16 protein-coding genes and 1 pseudogene are annotated in these 16,307 nt (G+C 70.2%); 6 read left to right on the top strand and 11 right to left on the bottom strand.

Annotated elements, in window-relative coordinates:
* Window positions 1-337 precede the first annotated feature (337 nt).
* On the bottom strand, window positions 338-1,777 hold the full coding sequence (locus ACZ434_RS00490; RefSeq protein WP_468450241.1) for an SGNH/GDSL hydrolase family protein: 1,440 nt from the start codon (window positions 1,775-1,777) through the stop codon (window positions 338-340).
* Window positions 1,778-2,069: 292 nt separating this feature from the next.
* Between ACZ434_RS00490 and ACZ434_RS00495 the strand changes: the two genes are divergently transcribed.
* The 3 genes from ACZ434_RS00495 to ACZ434_RS00505 all read left to right on the top strand — a co-directional run bounded on the left by ACZ434_RS00495 (window position 2,070) and on the right by ACZ434_RS00505 (window position 5,685).
* Window positions 2,070-3,497 (top strand): DUF445 domain-containing protein, encoded by a 1,428-nt coding sequence (locus ACZ434_RS00495; RefSeq protein ID WP_468450243.1) that lies wholly within the window; start codon window positions 2,070-2,072, stop codon window positions 3,495-3,497.
* A 54-nt stretch (window positions 3,498-3,551) separates the two neighbouring features.
* A complete protein-coding gene (locus ACZ434_RS00500; protein WP_468450245.1) occupies window positions 3,552-5,030 on the top strand; it encodes an MFS transporter in 1,479 nt (492 codons plus the stop codon).
* A gap of 220 nt (window positions 5,031-5,250) precedes the next feature.
* Window positions 5,251-5,685, top strand: coding sequence for a DUF5980 family protein (locus tag ACZ434_RS00505; RefSeq protein ID WP_468450247.1), 435 nt, complete (start codon window positions 5,251-5,253; stop codon window positions 5,683-5,685).
* A 140-nt stretch (window positions 5,686-5,825) separates the two neighbouring features.
* Here the strand turns inward: ACZ434_RS00505 and ACZ434_RS00510 are convergent, their stop codons facing one another.
* Entirely contained in the window at window positions 5,826-6,128 is a 303-nt protein-coding gene (locus ACZ434_RS00510) for a hypothetical protein (protein WP_468450249.1), read from the bottom strand.
* 107 nt (window positions 6,129-6,235) lie between these two features.
* Entirely contained in the window at window positions 6,236-6,799 is a 564-nt protein-coding gene (locus tag ACZ434_RS00515; protein WP_468450251.1) for a hypothetical protein, read from the bottom strand.
* Window positions 6,800-6,931: 132 nt separating this feature from the next.
* Between ACZ434_RS00515 and ACZ434_RS00520 the strand changes: the two genes are divergently transcribed.
* Both ACZ434_RS00520 and ACZ434_RS00525 read left to right on the top strand, forming a co-directional pair.
* Window positions 6,932-7,513, top strand: a complete 582-nt coding sequence (locus ACZ434_RS00520) for a sugar O-acetyltransferase (protein ID WP_468450253.1) — start codon at window positions 6,932-6,934, stop codon at window positions 7,511-7,513.
* Between the two features lie 18 nt (window positions 7,514-7,531).
* Window positions 7,532-8,089, top strand: coding sequence for a TetR/AcrR family transcriptional regulator (locus tag ACZ434_RS00525; protein WP_468450255.1), 558 nt, complete (start codon window positions 7,532-7,534; stop codon window positions 8,087-8,089).
* A 7-nt stretch (window positions 8,090-8,096) separates the two neighbouring features.
* Here ACZ434_RS00525 and ACZ434_RS00530 read toward each other — a convergent pair whose 3' ends face one another.
* The 3 genes from ACZ434_RS00530 to ACZ434_RS00540 all read right to left on the bottom strand — a co-directional run bounded on the left by ACZ434_RS00530 (window position 8,097) and on the right by ACZ434_RS00540 (window position 11,140).
* Window positions 8,097-8,975 carry a septum formation family protein gene (locus tag ACZ434_RS00530; protein ID WP_468451750.1) on the bottom strand — a complete coding sequence of 293 codons (879 nt, stop codon included), beginning with the start codon at window positions 8,973-8,975 and terminating at the stop codon, window positions 8,097-8,099.
* Between the two features lie 164 nt (window positions 8,976-9,139).
* Window positions 9,140-9,538, bottom strand: coding sequence for an ankyrin repeat domain-containing protein (locus ACZ434_RS00535; RefSeq protein WP_468450257.1), 399 nt, complete (start codon window positions 9,536-9,538; stop codon window positions 9,140-9,142).
* Window positions 9,539-9,676: 138 nt separating this feature from the next.
* A complete protein-coding gene (locus tag ACZ434_RS00540; RefSeq protein ID WP_468450259.1) occupies window positions 9,677-11,140 on the bottom strand; it encodes a catalase in 1,464 nt (487 codons plus the stop codon).
* A 192-nt stretch (window positions 11,141-11,332) separates the two neighbouring features.
* Here ACZ434_RS00540 and ACZ434_RS00545 point away from each other — a divergent pair.
* Window positions 11,333-11,740: pseudogene (locus tag ACZ434_RS00545) on the top strand (Fur family transcriptional regulator); the annotation flags it as partial.
* A 111-nt stretch (window positions 11,741-11,851) separates the two neighbouring features.
* Here the strand turns inward: ACZ434_RS00545 and ACZ434_RS00550 are convergent.
* The 5 genes from ACZ434_RS00550 to ACZ434_RS00570 all read right to left on the bottom strand — a co-directional run bounded on the left by ACZ434_RS00550 (window position 11,852) and on the right by ACZ434_RS00570 (window position 16,196).
* On the bottom strand, window positions 11,852-12,424 hold the full coding sequence (locus tag ACZ434_RS00550; RefSeq protein WP_468450261.1) for a GNAT family N-acetyltransferase: 573 nt from the start codon (window positions 12,422-12,424) through the stop codon (window positions 11,852-11,854).
* A gap of 84 nt (window positions 12,425-12,508) precedes the next feature.
* On the bottom strand, window positions 12,509-14,008 hold the full coding sequence (locus ACZ434_RS00555) for a hypothetical protein (protein ID WP_468450263.1): 1,500 nt from the start codon (window positions 14,006-14,008) through the stop codon (window positions 12,509-12,511).
* A complete protein-coding gene (locus ACZ434_RS00560; RefSeq protein ID WP_468450264.1) occupies window positions 13,977-14,876 on the bottom strand; it encodes a phosphotransferase enzyme family protein in 900 nt (299 codons plus the stop codon). Before ACZ434_RS00560 ends, ACZ434_RS00555 begins: the two co-directional genes overlap by 32 nt.
* Window positions 14,877-15,131: 255 nt before the next feature.
* The gene (locus ACZ434_RS00565; protein ID WP_468450265.1) at window positions 15,132-15,350 is read right to left on the bottom strand and encodes a DUF397 domain-containing protein; all 219 of its coding nucleotides are present in this window, start codon (window positions 15,348-15,350) and stop codon (window positions 15,132-15,134) included.
* A complete protein-coding gene (locus tag ACZ434_RS00570) occupies window positions 15,351-16,196 on the bottom strand; it encodes a helix-turn-helix domain-containing protein (protein WP_468450266.1) in 846 nt (281 codons plus the stop codon).
* Window positions 16,197-16,307: the final 111 nt, after the last annotated feature.

Genomic DNA, 16,307 nt, shown 5'->3' on the forward strand with positions numbered 1-16,307 from the left:
CGGCCCGTCCGGCCAGGCCCCGGCCCGTCCGGCCAGGCCCCGGCCCGTCCGGCCAGGCCCCGGCCCGTCCGGCCAGGCCCCGGCCCGTCCGGCCAGGCCCCGGCCCGTCCGGCCAGACCCTGGCCTACCCGGCCACACTCGCCCGTCCGGCCACACCTCGGCCCACCCGGCCACACCCCAGCCGTTCCGTCGCACCCCGGCCGCTCTGCCACCCGGCCGCTCCGCCACATCCCAGCCCCTCCGGCGTTTGAGGAGCGGGGTCTGGGGCGGAGCCCCAGGGACGGGACGGGAAGGGGCGGCGGGGGCGAAAGAAACCCCCACCCACCCGGACGCCGCCTCACAACTCCGCCGGAGCCCCACCCCTCAGCGCACCCCACTCCACCGCCTCCGCCATCCGCCGATACCCCCGATCACTGGGGTGCAGACGATCCCCGGAGTCATACACCCCCCAAAGCCGCCGCGGATCATACGGATCCGCCACAGCCCCGTCGAAGTCCACCACCGCGTCGAACACACCCCCCGCCCGGATCTCCGAGTTGATCCGCTGCCGCACGGCCTCCCGCGCCTCCGTATACCCCCGGTGCCCCCCGAACGGCATCAGCGTCGCCCCCACCACCTTCACCCCCCGCGCATGCGCCCGCGCGACGAGCTCCTCCAGCCCCGCCACCACCCGCGACGCATCGACCGCCCCCGGCGTCCGCAGGATGTCGTTGATCCCGAGCACGACCACGACGACCCGGACGTTCGCCCGCTCCAGCACATCCCGCTCGAACCGCCGCAGCCCGCTGGGATTCCCGGCCGGCCGCCCGCCCCGGCCCGCCCCGTCGGCGAGCACCTGATTCCCGCTGATGCCCGCGTTGACGACGCTGTAGCGCGGCACGTCCCGCCCGGAGGCGATCGCCACCCGCAGCCGGTCGGACAGCACGTCGGGCCAGCGGCTGTTCGCCCCGGTCGTGGAGGTGACCCCGTCGGTCAGCGAGTCGCCGAGGACGACGACCGTCCCGTCCGCCTCGTCGCTCAGCACGTCCAGCGCGGTCACGTACCGCCAGACCGTGCTGCGCCCGGTGTACATCACCCCGCTCGTGTCCCGGGTGTGCTCGCCGACGGCGACGTACGAGATCTGGCGGGCGTGCCGGTGGTAGGTCACCGGCCCGGACTCGACGGGGGAGTACGTGGTGATCAGGACGTCCCCGTCGTACGGCACGGCGATGCGCACGGCGTCGCTGACCACCTGCCCGCCCGCCGGGATGACCACCGAGGGACTCCCGGCGAAGGTCAGCCGCCGCATGCTGTCCGTGAGGGCGACCGCCGTGTCCGGGTCGGCGGAGACGGCGACCGAGGCGTGGGAGACGGTCAGCGGTGACCGCCCGTAGAGGTTGGACAGGGTGACGCGGGCGCTGCTGCCGCCGACGCTGGTGTGCACGATGTTGCGTACGGAACGCCCCGCGAGCCCCTCCGGCCCGGTGCCGGGTTCGCCCCCGACCGGGGCGGCCGCCCAGGAGCTGACCCACGTGCCGGCGGAGACGGGCGCGGCGGGATTGTTCCCGACACCACCACCGCCACTGACGGCACCACCACCCCCGACACCACCCCCGGCGACGGCATCGCGATGCCCCGCCCCCGCCCCCGCCCCCGCCCCCGCATCCGCCCCCGCATCCGCCGCGACCCCGACGTAGAGGGCCGCGGACACCGCCACGATCGCGGCGACAACGGCGGCGAGCAGGCCGCGCTGCTTGGCGGGAGGCGCCCCCGCGCCCCCGTCACGACCCCGGGTCATGCTGTTCTGTTCTCCTCGGGAGACGGGAGCCCGATGCTCCGATCCGGTGAAACCATGAGGGGTCATGGGCCGGGAAGGCCGAGGGAGAAACCCATGACGAACCCATGAGGACCCCATGACGAACCCATGAGGACCCCATGAGGACCCGGAACCCTTAGGTGATCCCCCTGGCCCAGCCCCCGGACAAACCCTGCACAAACCCCGCCCCGACAGACGCCGGGAACTCCTGTTCCGTTCCAGGAGTCGGTCAGGAAGGGACAATGTGTGAGGGATCACCGAGCGGGTGGAGCGGATGGAACGGGCTGAAGCGGAACGAACGTCGGAGACACCGGAGCCGGCACACACCACGGACCGGGCGGGCCCGTCGGGACCACGCGGCCCCGCGGAACCACGCGGCCCCGCGGACCGGGACGCCGAAGGCCAGCATGCCCGCCCCGCCCCCTTCGCCAACCGCGCGATGAACACGTTCAGCCCCGCGGACGAGGAGAAGCGGCGCGGAGTGCGCCGGATGAAGCTCACGGCCACCGGCCTGCTGCTCTTCGTCGCCGTGGTCTACGTGCTGGCCGAGTGGGCCTCCCACCAGGGCGCAGGCCCCTGGGCGGGCTATGTCGCCGCGGCGGCCGAGGCCGGCATGGTCGGCGCGCTCGCCGACTGGTTCGCGGTCACCGCCCTCTTCCGCCACCCCCTCGGCCTGCCCATCCCGCACACGGCGATCATCCCGAAGAAGAAGGACCAGCTCGGCGTCTCCCTCGGCGAGTTCGTGGGGGAGAACTTCCTCTCCGAGGACGTGGTCCGCGGGCGGCTGCGTGCCGTCGGCATCGGCAGCCGGCTCGGCGCCTGGCTCGCCGTGCCGGAGCACGCCGACCGGGTGACGGCCGAGCTGTCGGCGGCCCTGCGCGGCGCGCTGACCGTGCTGCGCGACTCCGACGTGCAGGCGGTGGTCGGCGAGGCCATCACCCGCCGGGCCGACGCCCAGGAGATCGCGCCGGGCATGGGCAAGATGCTGGAGCGGATCGTCGCCGACGGCGGCCACAAGCGGGCGGTCGACGTCATCGTCACGCGTGCGCACGACTGGCTGGTGCTGCACGGCGACACGGTGATGGACGCCGTCCACGGCGGCGCCCCCGGCTGGACCCCCAGATTCGTCGACCGCAAGGTCGGTGAGCGGGTCTACAAGGAGCTGCTGCGCTTCGTCACCGAGATGCGCGACATGCCCTCGCATCCCGCGCGCGGAGCCCTCGACCGGTTCCTCACCGACTTCGCCTCCGACCTCCAGGCCGACACCGACACCCGCGCCCGGGTCGAGCGCCTCAAGAGCGAGATCCTCGGCCGTGGCGAGGTGCAGGACCTGATCGCGTCCGCCTGGACCGCCGTCCGCTCCATGATCGTCTCGGCGGCGGAGGACGAGCGCAGCGAACTGCGGCTGCGGGTGCGCGCCTCGCTGCTCTCCCTGGGCGCACGGATGTCGCTCGACCCCAAGGTGCAGGGCAAGGTCGACGGCTGGCTGGAGAGCGCGGCGGTGTACGTGGTCACCACCTACCGCAAGGAGATCACCTCGCTGATCACGGACACGGTGGCGAGCTGGGACGCCGAGCACACGACGAAGAAGATCGAGGCCAACATCGGACGCGACCTGCAGTTCATCCGTATCAACGGCACGGTGGTCGGCTCCCTGGCCGGTCTGGTGATCTACACGGTGTCGCGGGCCCTGGGGGCTTAACACCGCCCGCGGATGGGCACTCGGCGTGGGCTTCCCTTCCCGAGGAGGACGTCCATGGCCACAGCGCAGCCTGCGTCGGGTCGCACCATCACGACGGATGTTTCCGCACGCCTGGACCGCCTGCCGTGGTCGCGCTGGCACTGGTCGATCGTCATCGGCCTGGGCACCGTCTGGATCCTCGACGGGATGGAAGTCACGATCGTCGGGAACATCGCCAGCCGGCTGGCGGAGCCCGGCAGCGGCCTGGACATCACGTCCGGCCAGATCACCGGCATCGCGGCGGCGCTGTATGTGACCGGAGCCTGTACGGGCGCCCTGTTCTGGGGGCGCCTGACCGACATCTACGGCCGCAAGAAGCTCTTCCTGATCACCCTCGCGGTCTATCTCGGGGCCACCGCGCTGACCGCGGTGGCCTTCGACACCTGGTGGTTCTTCCTCTTCCGCTTCCTCACCGGTTTCGGAATCGGGGGCGAGTACGCGGCGATCAACTCGGCGATCGACGAGCTGATCCCGGCGTACTACCGGGGGCGCGTCGACCTGATCATCAACGGCAGCTACTGGCTGGGCGCCGTCGGTGGCGCGCTGCTGTCGATCGTCGCGCTGAACACGTCGATCTTCCCGGCGAACGTCGGCTGGCGGCTGACCTTCGCGCTCGGCGCCGTACTCGCGCTGGTGATCCTTCTCGTACGGCGTCATGTGCCGGAGAGTCCACGGTGGCTGCTGATCCACGGCCGGGAGGAGGAGGCCGAACGGATCGTCCGCGGTGCCGAGCAGATGATCGAGGCGGAGAAGGGCGAACCGCTGCCTCCCGCCGAGGGCGAGATGGTCATCCACCAGCGCAGGCGCACCACGTTCACCGAGATCGCGCAGACGGTCTTCGCCAAGTACCCCAAGCGGTCGACCCTCGGTTTCGCCCTCTTCATCGGCCAGGCGTTCCTCTACAACGCCATCACCTTCGGCTACGGCGCGATCCTCACCCAGTTCTTCGACGTCCCGTCGGGCCACACCGGCTACTACTTCGCGGTCATCGCGATCGGCAACTTCCTGGGCCCGCTGCTGCTCGGGAAACTGTTCGACACGGTGGGGCGGCGGATCATGATCTCCGGGACGTATCTGCTCTCCGGTGTGCTGCTGTTCGCCACGGCCTGGCTGTTCGACCGCGGTTCGCTGGACGCGACCACGATGACGGCCTGCTGGTGCGTGGTCCTGTTCTTCGCGTCGGCCGGCGCCTCCAGCGCCTACCTCACGGTCTCGGAGATCTTCCCCATGGAGACCAGGGCCATGGCCATCGCCTTCTTCTACGCCATCGGCACCGCCGCGGGCGGCATCAGCGGCCCCCTGATCTTCGCCAGCCTCACCGACTCCGGCGTGGTGTCCGACGCGGTCCTCGCCTTCCAGATCGGCGCGGGGTTGATGTGCGCGGCGGGTCTCGTGGCCGCGTTCCTCGCGGTGAACGCGGAACGCCGCTCGCTGGAGGACATCGCGACCCCGCTGTCGGTGGCCAAGCAGCACGGGGAGACGGCGGAGAAGTGACCGAGCCGCCGCGGGGGCGGCCGTGGCGGTGGCCCTTGTCGGACATCGGACGGCGACTTCACGCCACAGGTCCTTGAAAGTGCAACTACCCCCTTGTTCGAGGGTTGTCACGTGAGTGACACTCGCTGCGGCTGCCGGTCGTCCCCAGCGGACCGGACCGGCCTGCACGTCGCAGTCGTACCGCCTCACGCGTCCTTGCGCCCTCAACCAGGAGGTACCGATGAAAACACGCCACCGCGGCGCCGGATTACTCCTCGGCCTGTCCTCGGCCCTGACCCTCTCGCTGCTCGGAGCGACCCCGGCGTCCGCCTCGGCGTCGACCTGGACACTGGAAGCCGAGGGGCAGCAGATCTGCGTCCCGGGCGGGCTGTCCTTCACCTACGCCTTGGCCCCGGTGTCCGGAACCTGGTCGTCGCCCATCGAGACCGGTATCCGCGGCCTGCCGCCCCACTCCTACAGCCTCGGCGGGGACACCATCGCTCCGGGCACGAACGAACGCGACCCCGTCGACGGCGGCCTGACCGTCAACGGCTGGGTCTTCATGTCCCTGGGGGCGGCCCCGATGGGTGAGTACACCGCGGAGATCTACGCAACCGACGGCAAGCGGACCCAGACGGATTCGCTGAAGATCGTCTACAAGGAGAGGTGCTGGTAGGCCCCACGGGGCGCCGCTGACACAGGGCGCCCGGACGCCCGGGGAACCGGCCCCGAGGGCCGGCCCGGGCGTCGGGCCGTGGACGGCACGGCGCGCGGGGAGCCCCCGCGTTCCGCTCCGGCCGTCCTCCCCGCCGTCCCTCAGCCCCGCCGGTCGGCCACCGCCCAGGACGCGAGCGCCACGGCACCCGCCACGCCGAACACGGCCGGCCAGGCGCCCACCTTCTTCGCCAGCGGATGCGACCCCGCGAACGCGGCGACGTACGCCACCGACAGGGCCCCGGCCGCCGTGCCCCCGGCCCGCTCCCGCCACTCCCGCGCGGCGGCCACCCCGGCCGCGGCGAGAACGACCCCGCCCAGTGGCCGCTTCCGGGTCCACCGGGCCACGCCGTACCCGCCGACGAGCCCGCTCGCGGCCACCACGGAACTGGGAACCTTCGCCATGACTGTCTGCCTCCCGCCACGCCCGAGAAGGGCGCATGTCACCGGCCTCCGAGGCTAACGCCCGCGCCCGAACCCGCCGGACACGCCCCCGCCGACCGGCCGCCGCCTCACCCCTCACCCCCGGAACCCGCACCCGCGTCCACCCCCGCACCCGTACCCGTCCCCGCACCCGTACCCGTCCCCGCTCCCGTCCCCGCGTCCGCCCGCGCCCGGCGCTCCGAGGCGTACCCCGCCGCGACGGCCGACCCCACGGCGACCAGGGCGAGGCCCGCCGCGGCCGGATTGACGTACCCGGGCACGTCCCCGTTGTCGTACCTCCCGCCGTCGCTCGTCTCGCACACGAACCCGAGCGGTACGACATCCACCCGGTAGTCGGTGATCTCCACCCCGCCGGCGGCCCGTTCCTCCCATCCGGCCGTACGGCACGACCGGATCGGAGACGAATCGGTCCCCCCGTCCTCCGCCTCCAGCACCGCCCCGGCGACGTGCAGCAGCCCCCACATGTAGACGACGATCGCACCGGCGGCGGCCAGCGCCGCGAGCCCCCGCAGCGCGACGTGCCGCTCCTTGAGCCCGGACAGCCCATCGGCCACGGCCCCGGCCCCGTACCCCACGAGCCCGAAACAGCACGCCACCAGGACCAGGGGCACCAGCAGAGCGAACAGCCACATGACGGGCCTCCCGGGGACGGAGATCGAATCCGCGCAGTCCACCAGCCCCCGACCCGCCCGACAGTGGCGGAAGCCACAGTTCCGGCAACAGCACGGTCACAGAGCCCCCGCCGCGAGCGTACGCTCGTACGCATGGCGACGGACCACTTCGCGGACGACCCGCGCACCAACCTCGAACGGATGCTCGCAGGCGACCTCTACATCGCCGACGACCCCGAGATCGCCCGCCGGCTGCAACAGGCCATGCGCCTGGCCGCCCGCTACCAGGCCGCGTACCTCGAAGACCCCGCCGAGGCCCGCCCGCTCCTCGCCGAACTGCTCGCCTCCGTCGGGGAGGACGCCGACGTACGCCCCCCGCTGTACGTCGACTACGGCAGCAACATCAGCATCGGTGCCCGTACCTTCGTCAACTACAACCTGACCGCCCTCGACGTCGCGCGGATCACCATCGGCGAGGACTGCCAGATCGGCCCGAACGTCCAACTCCTCACGCCCACCCACCCGGTGGAGCCGGGCCCCCGCCGCGACAAGCTCGAAGCCGCGCTCCCCATCACCATCGGGAACAACGTCTGGCTCGGCGGCGGAGTCATCGTCTGCCCCGGGGTGACCATCGGCGACGACTCCGTCATCGGCGCCGGCGCGGTGGTCACCAAGGACATCCCCGCCGGTGTCGTGGCGGTCGGCAACCCGGCCCGCCCGGTCCGCACCCTCTGACGGCGCGGCGCCCACCCCATGGCCACCGGACACACCGACCCCCGGCGCCGGGACCGTATCCTCGCCGCCACCCTCGACCTGATCGCCGAGGAAGGCGTCGCCGGCGTCTCGCACCGCAAGATCGCCGCCCGTGCCCAGGTCCCGCTGGGCTCGATGACGTACCACTTCGCCGGCATGGACGACGTACTGCTGGAGGCGTTCACCCGCTACTCCGACCACGTGGTGGCGCTCTTCGAGCGGCACCTGTCCGCCGCCACCACCCCCGACCAGGCGCGCGAGGCCGTCACCGACCTCATCCACACCCTCTCCGAGGGCCCCCGCCGCGACCTGATCCTCACCCAGGAGCTCTACACCCTCGCCGCCCGCCACGAGCCCTACCGGGTCCTGTGCCGCCGCTGGATGAGCCGCAGCCGCGACCTCCTGGCACACCACTTCCCCGCGCCCACGACCCGCCAGCTCGACGCGCTGATCGAGGGCCTGACCCTCCACCGCGCCCTGGACGACTCCCCGCCCGACCGCGCCCTGACCCGCGAGGCGGTCGCCCGCATCACGACCGCCGCCGGGCAGGAGAGTTGACGGCCCGTCAGCCCGCCCAGACCTCGGCCTCGTCGGCCGGGACGGTGGTGGCCAGGCCCAGTTCCTTGCGGGCGGGGACCGACGTGGTGGGGTCGATGCCGGTGAACGCCGGGTCGTAGGCGACGTAGAACGCGTCGGCGTCGGCGGCGTTCGCGGCCTTCTTCCAGTTCCCGGCCGCCTTCTTCAGCGTCGCGCGGAGCTTGCCGACCTCGCTGCCCTCGATGTCGGCCAGGCCCTTCACGTGTGTGTCGAGCGCGGCCGCGACGGCCTTGGCCTGCGCCTTGTAGCCGGCCAGGTCCTCCTCGACGGCATCCTTCAGGGGCTGGTTCGCCCACAGGGCCTCGTAGACCGCGTTCGAACCGTCGAGGTACGTGATCTGCGCGGGCTCGAGGGACTTCGCGCTCTCCAGCGACGCGTTCAGCGTGCCCGTCTCCGCCGTGTAGGCGCAGCTCACCGCACGGTCGCCGGTCGCCCACCCCTCCTCGGTCGGGGTGTAGTGGAAGAGGACGACACCCTTGGGGAGCGCCCAGGTGTCCGGGACGTACTTCTGCGCCTCGACCGAGCAACGGGCGTCCACGATCGCCGAGATGCCCTCGTCGCCGGGGTACTTCCCGGCCTCGTCGATCTCGAACTCGCCCACGATCTGGCCCTGATGGGCCTCGTCGCACGGCACGGCCTCGACGCTGTACGTCTCCTTCTCGGTCTTGCTGTTCGGGGTGAAGCAGTCGCCGATGTCCAGCGAGTGCACCAGGCGCTGGCGGACCGCCTTCTTCGCACCGTCCTTGGCGCTCTGCGGGAGCTCGGAACACCCCACCGCGCCGATCGCGAGCAGGGCGACAACGGCGGACATGCCGCGAAGGGAACGAGAAGGACAGCCGATCGCCATGACGGGGTACATCCTCTTATGTGATCTTTACGAGGTCGCGTGCATCGTAAGCCGTTCCCACGGCCCGCCGGCACGAGACCCCGGCTCATCGCAGCTACTCAGACCCGCGACGCACCACGAGGGTTGTACCCGGACGGCGACTTCCCCGGCCGCCCCGCCCCGGCTCAGTCCTCCAGCAGGTGAGCGCGCCCGAACATGGCCGCCGCGGCCCGGGCGGTCGGCGTACCGGAGTCCAGATCCGCCCCGGCCTCACGCAGCACGGTCACCACACCGTCGGCACCCTTGAACAGGGCACCCGCGATGGGCGCCTGGTCCCGATCGTTGCGCAGATCGGGATCGGCTCCGAGCCCGAGCAGGGTCCGTACGGTGTCGGCGTGGCCGTGGTAGGCGGCGAGCATGAGCAGGGTGTTGCCCGAGGCGTCGCGCACGTCCACGGGCAGTCCGTGCGCCACGAACTCCGCCAGCTGCTCGGTGCCGCCCTCACGGGCCAGGTCCATGGCGAGGGCGACGACCCGCTCCGTCTGCTCGGGGGTCAGCCCGCCGCCGTTGTTCTGTGTGTCCATCGAAGTGTCCATCAAAGTGCCCATCGGGGTCTCCACGAAAGACGGTACGCCCGCCCCGCGCGCCGGCGCGGGCACGGATGCCGTGCTCACGCCGGGTACGAGGACGGGCGTACCGTACGTCCTGCTGACCGGCCGGGATCAGAGGTTGCCGGCGGCCAGGGCCTCGATCGCCTTGCGGACGCCCTCACCGTAGGCCGGGTCGGCCTTGGTGCAGTTGGCGATGTGCCGCGCGACGGTCTGCTCGGAGGCGCCGTTGATCGCGCGCGCCGTGTTCTCGAACAGAACCTGCTGCTGCTCGGCGTTCATCATGCGGAACAGGTTGCCCGGCTGCTCGAAGTAGTTGTCGTCGTCCTCGCGGTAGTTGAACCGGTCGGCGACGGCGCCCACGGCCTGGCTCGGCTCGCGGTAGGCCGGCTGCTCCTGCCAGCGCCCGTAGGAGTTGGGCTCGATGCCCGGGGTGGAGCCCTGGTTGCCGTCGACGCGCATGGCACCGTCGCGGTGGAAGGAGTTCACCGGGTTCTTCGGGGCGTTGACCGGGATCTGGTGGTGGTTGACACCGAGGCGGTAGCGCTGGGCGTCACCGTAGGAGAACAGCCGGCCCTGGAGCATCCGGTCGGGGGAGAAGCCGATGCCCGGGACCACGTTGGCCGGGCTGAACGCGGCCTGCTCGACGTCGGCGTGGTAGTTGTTCGGGTTGCGGTTGAGCTCCCACTCGCCGACCTCGATCAGCGGGTAGTCCTTCTTCGACCAGACCTTGGTGAGGTCGAAGGGGTGGAAGCGGTAGTTGTCCGCGTCGGCCTCCGGCATGATCTGGACGTACAGCTTCCACTTCGGGAAGTCGCCGTTCTCGATCGACTCGTAGAGGTCACGCTGGTGGGACTCGCGGTCCTTGCCGACGAGGGCCTCGGCCTCGGCGTCGGTGAGGTTCTTGATGCCCTGCTGGGTGCGGTGGTGGAACTTGACCCAGAAGCGCTCGCCCTCGGCGTTGACGAAGCTGTAGGTGTGCGAGCCGAAACCGTGCATGTGCCGGTAGGAGGCCGGGATGCCACGCTCGGACATGACGATCGTGACCTGGTGCAGCGCCTCGGGGAGGTTGGTCCAGAAGTCCCAGTTGTTCTCGGCGTTGCGCATGTTGGTGCGCGGGTCGCGCTTCACCGCGTGGTTCAGGTCCGGGAACTTCAGCGGGTCGCGGAAGAAGAACACCGGGGTGTTGTTGCCGACCAGGTCCCAGTTGCCCTCGTCCGTGTAGAACTTCACGGCGAAGCCACGGATGTCGCGCTCGGCGTCGGCGGCGCCGCGCTCACCGGCGACCGTGGAGAACCGGGCGAACAGCTCGGTCTTCTTGCCGACCTCGGAGAAGATCTTCGCGCTCGTGTACCGCGTGATGTCGTGGGTCACCGTGAAGGTGCCGAAGGCGCCCGAGCCCTTGGCGTGCATCCGGCGCTCGGGGATGACCTCGCGGTCGAAGTGGGCGAGCTTCTCCAGGAACCACACGTCCTGCAGCAGCATCGGCCCGCGCGGACCCGCGGTCAGCGAGTTCTGGTTGTCGGGAACCGGTGCTCCGGCGGCCGTGGTCAGCGGCTTCTGGTTGTTCTCAGGCAAGGCTTGCTCCTCGGTGAGTGGTCTCTTCGCATGCGGTGAGGGCCTGACGATCCCGGCCGGCCGACAGTCCGGGGCCAGCCGCCCCGCGCTGGCACGCGCTGCCACCCTATCTTAGACAGAATCTAAGTCAAGGTGGCTTCCAGAAGAATATCCGCTCTTGAGTTATTCGGGTCCGCTGTTAAGGTGCTGTCCATGAGTGACCTCCTGGAACGCCTCCGCCGACGCGGCTGGCGCCTGACCGCGCAGCGGCGCGTCGTCGCCGAGGTCCTCGACGGTGACCATGTCCACCTGACCGCCGACGAGGTCCACGCCCGCGCGGTACTGCGGCTGCCCGAGATCTCCCGCGCGACGGTCTACAACACCCTGCACGAGCTGGTGAACCAGGGCGAGGTCGTCGAGGTGACGACCGACATGCGCGCCAAGCGCTACGACCCCAACGCCCACCACCCCCACCACCACCTCCTCTGCACCCACTGCGGCGCGATGCGCGACGTACGCCCCACCGGCGACCCCCTGACCGACCTCCCCCACTCCCAGACCTACGGTTTCACGGTCTCGGAGGTCGAGGTGACGTACCGCGGAATCTGCCCGGAGTGCGCCGGGGAAGGCCGGGTCCGGGACACGGCGCCGGCCGAGGCGCGGCGGGCGGCGCGTACGCAGGCCGGGGCGGGCCGGTAGCAAGCGGCCCGAGGTCCTGCACGCCCTCCCCCCTCAACGGACCGAAACCGGCACCTCCGCCGGCCGCCACTCCCGCCGGATCAACCCGAACACCCACGTGTCCGACACCTCGCCGTCCACGATGCACTCCTCCCGCAACGTCCCTTCCCGCACGAACCCGATCTTCTCCAGCACCCGTGCGGACGGCCCGTTGCGCGTATCGACCTCGGCCTGGGCCCGGTTCAGATCCAGCGTCTCGAACCCCCACCGCAGCAACGCGTGCGCGGCCTCGGTCGCGTAGCCGTGGCCCCACATCCCGTCGCAGAGGCAGTAACCCAACGTCGCACTGCGGTAGTCCGGGTTCCAGCCGAACAGCCCGCACCAGCCGACGAACGCCCCGTCGGAAACCCGCTCGACGGCCACCCGCGCCCCGGTACCTTCGTCCGCCAGCCTCCGACACGTCCCGAGAAACCGCTCGACCCGGGCCCGGTCGGTCCACGCCGGGGAGTCCATGTACCGCATCACGGTGGTACTGCTGTGCAGCGCGAAGAGCGAGTCGGCGTCAGCATCGCCAAAGGGCCGGAGCCGCAGGCGGGCGGTGTGCAGTACGGGGGTGGTCAGAGTCATGTGCCCCATCCTGTGGCCTCACGGGGCGGCCGGCACACCGAATATCCACTCCTGGCCCGGCCCCTGCTCCTCGAGCTTCCCCTTCTACGGGGCGGGCGCGCCGGTTCGTTGCGGCTCACCGTCCGGCGGTGGGGTTCTGGGGTCGGGGACTCTCGGGTCGGGCGGGGAAGCCGTGATGCGAGCCGGGTCGAGCACGACAGCGCCGAACTCGTGGGCCAGAAGCCCGTGAATGTCTCCCCAGGAAGGCCGTTGACCACGCTCGCGGCGCTCGGTCCAGCGTTCGTGCAGCCGCATGCCGGTGAAGATCGTGAGGGCGACGGCCAGAATGACCGCGATGAGCGCGTAGATCGGTGCGTAGTGGTCGTCGAACATCGACCGCTGCTCGTCGACCTGCCGGGCGTTGACGCCGAAGAAGCCGAAGAGGAGGCTCAACGTACCGGTGATCGTGGTGACGAAGGTGACCGCGACGACGGTGCGGATGCGTCGGCGGTCACCGGCCCGCTGCTCGGCACTCTCCACGGAGGTCAACTCGGCGGCGATGGCATTGCTGAGTCGGCTGAGCATCTGCCCGATGGTGGCGGAGCGCTCGGTAAGCCCCGTCGCGGAGTGGAGAGCGTTGTGGTAACTCTCCACCCGCAGTGCGGGAATGAGCGTTCCGATGTCCCCGCCTGCCTCGACGCTGTAGCTGAGTTCCAGCTCCAGATGGCTCAGACCGTCGGAGATGGCCTCCAATGTGGTGCGGCGACGGTGCATGTCGTGCTCGCCGTCGGACCGGGCGCGGAAACGGCGGCCGTAGGAGTAGGCGACTTCTCGTATGTCTCGCAGACGTGCCGCCGACCCCACTGTCTGCACGGCGGACAGCAGGACGCAGTTCTCGATGTAGTCCTGGTGACCGCAGATGAGGCTTGCGTAAGGGCCCAGAGCACCCACAGTGGTGGGACGCCGGTTGAGTTCGTCCGGAAAGACGATGGAGCTGTGTTCCGGTCGGTACGGCAGGTCGGATCGGTAGATGACCCGCTGGATGGTGTCGTCGTCCGGTACGTCGGCCGGGGACGGCACACTTCGAAAGATCAGCTGGTGCCGCTCGGGAAGGAAACCGGACGCCGGCTCGCCGTCGCGCGGACGATACCCGATGCGCTCACCCGCCAGCTGCTCCAGCGGAACCCCGGCGCATTCGAGGTTGGCGTAGTGAAGGTCCTCCATCAGCGGCACGGACTCGACGAGGTCCAGAGGAACATCCAGGGTCAGTGCGACGAGGACCTGGCCCGAAGGGTGCAGAAAGTGCCACAGCGTCGCTGCTACGGGTTGGCCGGTCCGCCACCGCCGGCAGGAGAGAGCGGCGCACTCCAGGTGTTCCTTTCGGAGAACTCTCGGTAACTGCTCCTTCGCTCTCTCGTAGAACGGGGCCAGCCTGCCGAAGGCGAGGGCGTCGGTCAGCGAGAGGCGGTCAGGCCGTAACCGGGCCGGATCACAGACCCAGGAGGTCGAGTAGACCACGGTGATGCGAAGGTTCGGACGTGAGGCGTACGGGGCGAAGAGGCTCCCCGAGCCGTCAGAGAGCGTGCCATCGCCGTTCAAGGTCACCCTTTCGTAAGGACTCCATCCGCAGCGCGAACTCGTCCGCTGCCGCGCCGCTCTGGGCGTTCTGCATGAGCCAGGTGGTCATGCCCAGTTCTCGAGTCGTGCGCAGCACCGGATAGCCGTGCCACCGCGTCACGTCGGAGCCGTAGGCCCGCGCAAAGCTCGTGTAGTCGCTCGGTGGCAGGCCGAATCGGTCGACTGCGACGGCGGTCGGGACCAGGTCCCACGCGCGGGGACCGATGGCCGCGGCCTCGTAATCGATGAGAAGCGCCTGGGACCCCCGGCAGAGGACATTGCCGCGATGAGCGTCGCCGTGCACCAAGTGCCGGGGCGAGGAGTCGACCAGTGCACGGAAGTCGTCCTCCGCCTCGTCGCAGGCCTCGCCGAGGAACCGGACGTCCTCCCGCTTGATGCCGGAGGCCGCGTCGAGGCGACCGCGCATGATGGGGAAAGGGTCGAGAGGGGGGAGGGCGAAGTCCGGGTCCGGCAGGGCGTGCAGGTCGCGCAGGAGCAGCGCCAGATCGGTGACGGTGGGCGTGCGGAAGCTGTCAGGGACGTACTCCCAGAACGTCACGAGACGGCCGTCCGCCTCGATGGGTTGCGGGGCATCCGTCGGGCGAACGCCGGGGAACGCGTGCGCGTCCAGCCAACGGGCCAGGGCCAGTTCCTTGGCGACCTTGTCGGCCACGTCCGACGAGCGGGCGACCCGGGCCACGGTGTTCACCTCGGCAAGGGCGAACAGAGCGTTCTCACCGAGCCGCAGGAGCGGAGCATCCGGCAACCGAGGTAACCCGGCGGCGTCGCAGGCTGCCAGCATGGCCCGCCGCGCATTGTCCTCGGTCAGCCCTTTGGGGGGCGGATTCAAGTTCATCCAGGGCAGCCTTCCGACAGCGCCGAGGTGCTGTCAAGGCGCGGTTGGGGAGAGGGGGTTCGGGGCGCTTGGGTATTTGACCAGGCAAGCTGACCCGGTTGTTTCACGTCTGGTCGCCCTTCGCGTAGAGGCTGAGTAGGCCCGTGCGCAGACACCGCCCTGCCGTGCCACAGGATCCGACAGGGCTCTGACGACCGCACGACCGCCGGATGCGTTGTTTCGGACAACGCGCAGTCTCGGCAGCCGAGTCGCTACCTACAGGGGCATCTCCGGTTGTTCCCGTCTCAGCCCCACCACGAAGCAGCGCCATGCACTGGCCTCGACAGAAACGACAGAGCCGGCCGCGTCCTTGGAGTCACGTATGAGCACACGGCGCGCGACATGGGCGCACTCCACGCACTCGGTTGCGTTCGCGCCGCTGTAGGACGACTTGAACCATGTGTGTTGATTACGGGCGGGAGAGCGGGTGGGCATCTACAGCTCCTTGCGTGCGCGATGGATCAGGGCGGAGGAAGCCTCCATGTCCAACGCTTGTGCGCGAAGGTACTCGAACGCAAGTCTGTATCGCTCCAGCTCTTCGTCCTTCTCCAGGAAGAGGGAACCGGTGTGGAAATCTACGTAAACCACGTCAAGGGCTGACTCCGTGCCCCCGAGGATCACAAAGCTGCCGAGAGCGGCGCCATGGGCGCCGTTCGAGAACGGCAGCACCTGAAGGGTGATGTGTGGTGACTCGTTGACTTCGAGAAGTCGCCCGAGCTGCTCCCGCATGATCTCCGGTGAGCCCACGACCCGGCGGATGACGGACTCGTCGAGGATCGCCCACAGGCGGGGCGGCTTCGGCCGGGTGAGGATCTCCTGCCGCTTCATGCGGATGTCGACCAGTCGCTCGATCTCGGCTGGCTCCAGAGGGATCTCGTTGGCCTTCTGAAGCGCGGTGCTGTAGGCGCGGGTCTGGAGAAGGCCGGGGACGTAGACGCAGGAGAAGTGGTCCTCGCGGACTGCCTCGTCCTCAAGGGTGAGCAACAGGTTCATGCTCTCCGGGATGGAGTCGGCGAACGAACTCCACCATCCCTGCTGCTTGGCGTCCTTCGCCAGGCGCACCACGGCCTCCCGCTCGGCGTCCGTGGCTCCGTACTCACGGCACAGCGCATCGACGACGATCCACTTCACCGGTCCCGCTTGCGTCTCATAACGGCTGACCGTGGCCTTCGATACGCCGACCAGCCCGCCGGCCTCCTCGAGAGTCATCCCTTTGCGGGCGCGCAACTTGCGCAGCATCGCGCCGAGTTGGCGGCGACGGGTGGTGGTTCGTACGGACATGGAACTCCTCAGGCAAGTTACCCCGGGCAGACGCTCAGGGTGCGAACAGGCTAGGTAGCGCGCCGCTGACTCACTGCGCGATTCACTCGATAGAGGTTCGTGAGAAGTTAC

This window comes from Streptomyces sp. NPDC030893 (genome assembly GCF_055571535.1).

Coding starts and splice junctions, on each gene's coding strand:
- ACZ434_RS00560 (WP_468450264.1), bottom strand. CDS start 14,876: ATGAACTTGAATCCGCCCCCCAAAGGGCTGACCGAGGACAATGCGCGG.
- ACZ434_RS00535 (WP_468450257.1), bottom strand. CDS start 9,538: ATGGACACACAGAACAACGGCGGCGGGCTGACCCCCGAGCAGACGGAG.
- ACZ434_RS00520 (WP_468450253.1), top strand. CDS start 6,932: ATGGCGACGGACCACTTCGCGGACGACCCGCGCACCAACCTCGAACGG.
- ACZ434_RS00565 (WP_468450265.1), bottom strand. CDS start 15,350: ATGCCCACCCGCTCTCCCGCCCGTAATCAACACACATGGTTCAAGTCG.
- ACZ434_RS00515 (WP_468450251.1), bottom strand. CDS start 6,799: ATGTGGCTGTTCGCTCTGCTGGTGCCCCTGGTCCTGGTGGCGTGCTGT.
- ACZ434_RS00530 (WP_468451750.1), bottom strand. CDS start 8,975: ATGGCGATCGGCTGTCCTTCTCGTTCCCTTCGCGGCATGTCCGCCGTT.
- ACZ434_RS00505 (WP_468450247.1), top strand. CDS start 5,251: ATGAAAACACGCCACCGCGGCGCCGGATTACTCCTCGGCCTGTCCTCG.
- ACZ434_RS00495 (WP_468450243.1), top strand. CDS start 2,070: ATGGAACGGGCTGAAGCGGAACGAACGTCGGAGACACCGGAGCCGGCA.
- ACZ434_RS00550 (WP_468450261.1), bottom strand. CDS start 12,424: ATGACTCTGACCACCCCCGTACTGCACACCGCCCGCCTGCGGCTCCGG.
- ACZ434_RS00525 (WP_468450255.1), top strand. CDS start 7,532: ATGGCCACCGGACACACCGACCCCCGGCGCCGGGACCGTATCCTCGCC.
- ACZ434_RS00500 (WP_468450245.1), top strand. CDS start 3,552: ATGGCCACAGCGCAGCCTGCGTCGGGTCGCACCATCACGACGGATGTT.
- ACZ434_RS00490 (WP_468450241.1), bottom strand. CDS start 1,777: ATGACCCGGGGTCGTGACGGGGGCGCGGGGGCGCCTCCCGCCAAGCAG.
- ACZ434_RS00510 (WP_468450249.1), bottom strand. CDS start 6,128: ATGGCGAAGGTTCCCAGTTCCGTGGTGGCCGCGAGCGGGCTCGTCGGC.
- ACZ434_RS00570 (WP_468450266.1), bottom strand. CDS start 16,196: ATGTCCGTACGAACCACCACCCGTCGCCGCCAACTCGGCGCGATGCTG.